Source organism: Cellulomonas sp. IC4_254 (assembly GCF_011603975.1).
Lineage (GTDB): Bacteria > Actinomycetota > Actinomycetes > Actinomycetales > Cellulomonadaceae > Cellulomonas.
Window position 1 is genome coordinate 1 of the sequence record NZ_JAANNB010000274.1, and the last position, 3640, is coordinate 3640.

The 3640-nt window shown below is 74.1% G+C and carries 3 protein-coding genes; all 3 read right to left on the reverse strand.

Annotated features, from left to right (window positions below; genetic code table 11):
• Nucleotides 1–9: 9 nt before the first annotated feature.
• Nucleotides 10–879: a formate/nitrite transporter family protein gene (locus G6556_RS17690; RefSeq protein WP_166944307.1), complete on the reverse strand. Its 870-nt coding sequence runs from the start codon at nt 877–879 to the stop codon at nt 10–12.
• A 64-nt stretch (nt 880–943) separates the two neighbouring features.
• Nucleotides 944–2068 carry a 23S rRNA (uracil(747)-C(5))-methyltransferase RlmC gene (gene rlmC / locus G6556_RS17695; RefSeq protein WP_166944309.1) on the reverse strand — a complete coding sequence of 375 codons (1125 nt, stop codon included), beginning with the start codon at nt 2066–2068 and terminating at the stop codon, nt 944–946.
• A gap of 57 nt (nt 2069–2125) precedes the next feature.
• Entirely contained in the window at nt 2126–3568 is a 1443-nt protein-coding gene (locus G6556_RS17700) for an NAD-dependent malic enzyme (RefSeq protein WP_166944311.1), read from the reverse strand.
• Nucleotides 3569–3640 lie beyond the last annotated feature (72 nt).

Sequence of the window (3640 nt, forward strand, 5' to 3'; positions counted from 1 at the left end):
CGTCCCGCGTCAGCGCGGCGTCGGCGCCAGGACCTCGGGCTCCGGCGTCGCACCCGCGGGCTCGACCGCGGCCGGCGTGGTGGGAGCGGCCGGGGTCGCCGGGACGCGTGCGGGGGCGGCCGCCACCGCGTTCGCGGCTCCGACCAGCAGCCCGCCGCCGACGAGGTTCCCGAGCCCGACGAGCAGCACGTTCCGCGCGAACTCCGCGACCGTCGCGCCCTCGATCCCGCCGACCAGGCCGAACGAGAACGTCGTCATGTTGGCGACCACGTGCTCGAACCCGGAGGTGATGAAGACCATCACGCACGCGAAGATCACGACGATCTTGGCGACCTCGTTCTGCAGCCGCCCGGCGCACCAGATGGCGAGGCACACCATGAGGTTGCACATGACCCCGCGGAAGAACAGCTCGGTCCCGGTCTCCTCGGACTTGTGGGCGATCATCGACGCGATCATCCGGCCCGCGGGCCGGTCGGGTCCGAGCGCTCCGGACAGGTGCAGGATCACGGCCAGCACGAACGCGCCGAGCAGGTTCCCGGCGAGGCAGGCGAGCAGCGTCGCGCCGGCGCGGGCCCAGGAGATCGCCCCGCGCATCGCGCCCTGGGTGAAGACCATCATCGCGGAGGTGGCGAGCTCCCCGCCGGCGACCACGACGATCGTGAGGGCGACCCCGAACACCAGGCCCTGCACCAGCGGGGTGAACCCCGAGCCGACGTCGGCGAGCGGCCCGCCGGCGGTCGCCATGATGACCACGCCGAGGCCGATGTAGGCGCCGGCGAGCATCGTGTTGACGAGGTAGACGCCGGGGCGGCGGGCGAGGTCCGTCTTCGTCCGGGCCGCCTGCGTCTGGTAGTCGAGGGCCTCGGCGACGCTGAGCATGGCCCCAGCGTGCTGGCTGTCGGGGCCGCAGACGTGGGACGAAAGGCACGGCCCGGTCCCGGCGTCAGTCCCGGGACAGCGCGACGACGACCTCGTAGTGGCCGGTCTGGGGGAACATGTCGAGCACCCGGGCCCGGCGCGGCCGCAGCGAGGGCATCGCGGCCAGGTCCCGGGCGAGCGAGGCGGCGTTGCACGAGGAGTACACGACGTCCCGCACACCCGACTCCTCCAGCCACCCGGCGAGTGCGGAGCCGATGCCGCGCCGCGGCGGGTTCACGATCACGAGGTCCGGCGGTGCCGCGGCCCCGAGCGCGAAGGCCGTCGCGTCGTCGGCCGCGAACCGCACGTCCGCCAGGCCGAGGTCGTCCCGGCTCTGCTCGGCGCTCGCGACGGCCTCGGCCGACGTCTCGATGCCGACGACCGTGCGCCCCGGCCGGGCGACGTGCAGCGCGAACCCGCCGACGCCGCAGTACAGGTCCCACACCGAGCGCGGTTCGGCCGCGTCGACCCAGTCCCGCCCGATCCGGTACAGGCTCGCGGCGACGTCGGTGTTGGTCTGGAAGAAGCTCTGCGGCCGCAGGTGCAGGTCGACGTCGTTGACCCGCATCCGCAGCGTGGCGCGCTCGGTGAGCACGACCTCCTGGTCGCCCTCCAGGACGGCCTTGTGCTCGGGCAGCAGGTTCGCCGACACGACCACGGCCCGGGGCAGCGCGGCCCGCAGCCAGGGCAGGTGCTTGCGCAGCCGCGGCAGCGCCTCGGAGGACCGCAGCACGAACCGGACCATGAGCTCGCCGTCGGGCGACTCGGTGACCAGCACGTACTTGAGCTCGCCGCGCCGGGTCGGCACGTCGTACGGCACGAGCCGGGCGAGGGTCACGAACTCGGCGAGCACCGGCAGCGCGGCCTGCAGCGAGGCGGGGTAGAGGGGGCAGTCGCGCAGGTCGACCCCGACGCCGCCGGGGTCGAGGATGCCGAGCGTCGGGGCCTCGACCGTGCCGCCGACGGCCATCTTCGCCTTGTTCCGGAAGCCCTGCTCCGCGCTCGCCACCGGCGGCAGCCAGTCGAGCGGCCCGAACGGGTCGACCAGGTCGCGGCAGCGCTCCTGCTTGGCGGCGAGCTGGTCGGCGTAGGGCTGCTCGATCCAGGTGCAGGAGCGACACCGGGCGGCGTCGAAGTGGTGGCACTGCACCGGACGATCCTACGGGCGCGGGGGTGCGGACCCCCGGCCCCGGCCGGCGCGCGAGGGCTAGATCCCGGGCACCGGGACGACCGCCACCGACCCGGTGTCCGCCCGCGGCCCGGTCGTCGCGCCCGCCACCTGCGCCACCGCGGCGGCGACGGTCGACGCGACGTCCGGGTGGAAGACGCTCGGGATGATGTACGCCGGGTTGAGCTCGTCGTCGGTGACCACCGAGGCGAGCGCGCGGGCGGCCGCGAGCAGCATCGCGTCGGTGATGACGTGCGACCGGGCGTCGAGCAGCCCGCGGAACACGCCCGGGAACGCCAGCACGTTGTTGATCTGGTTCGCGACGTCGCTCCGGCCGGTGCCGACCACCGCCGCGTACCGGGCCGCCTCCACCGGGTCGATCTCCGGCCGCGGGTTGGCCATCGCGAACACGATCGCGTCGGGGGCCATCGTCGCGACGTCCTCGCCGGTGAGGATGTTCGGCGCGCTCACCCCGATGAACACGTCCGCCCCGGCCAGCGCGCCGCGCAGCTCGCCCGTGACGCCCCGCGGGTTGGTGCGCTCCGCGATCCAGCGCAGCTCCGGCGACGCCAGCTCCCGGCCGGTGTGCACGATGCCGTCGATGTCGGCGACCACCACGTCGTGCACGCCCGCCGACAGCAGCAGCTTGAGCACCGCGGTGCCCGCCGCGCCGGCGCCCGACAGGACGACCCGCACCTGGTCGATCTGCTTGCCCACGACCTTGAGCGCGTTCGTCAGCGCGGCGGTCACGACGATCGCGGTGCCGTGCTGGTCGTCGTGGAACACCGGGATGTCGAGGCGCTCGCGGAGCCGCCGCTCGACCTCGAAGCACCGCGGCGCCGAGATGTCCTCGAGGTTGATGCCGGCGAACACCGGCGCGACCCGCACGACGGTCTCGACGATCTCGTCGACGTCCTGGGTGTCCAGGGCGAGCGGGAACGCGTCGATCCCGGCGAACCGCTTGAACAGCGCTGCCTTGCCCTCCATCACCGGCAGCGACGCCAGCGGGCCGATGTCCCCGAGCCCCAGCACCGCGCTGCCGTCCGTGACCACCGCGATCGTGTTCCGCTTGATCGTGAGGCGGCGGGCGTCGTCCGGCCGCGCCGCGATCGCCTCGCAGACCCGCGCGACCCCCGGGGTGTACGCCATCGACAGGTCGTCGCGGTTGCGCAGCGGCACCTTCGACTCGATCGACAGCTTGCCGCCCAGGTGCATGAGGAAGGTCCGGTCGCTGACCCGCTCGACGTCCACGCCGGGCAGCGCCCGCAGCGCCGCGACGATCTGCGCGGCGTGCTCCTCGCCGCTCGTGGCGCACGTGACGTCGACCGTGAGCCGCTCGTGGCCCGACGCCGTGACGTCGAGGGCGGTGACGATGCCGCCCGTCTGCTCGATCGCGGACGTCAGCTCGGAGACGGCCGTCGGCCTGGCCTCCACGTGCAGTCGCGCGGTGATGGACGAGGACACGCTCGGCGTCGAGGGCATGGGGTCAGTGTGACCCGGAACGCCGTCCGGCGCCCAGGCCGGTCGCCCGGCGCGTCGCCGGCACCCGCGGCG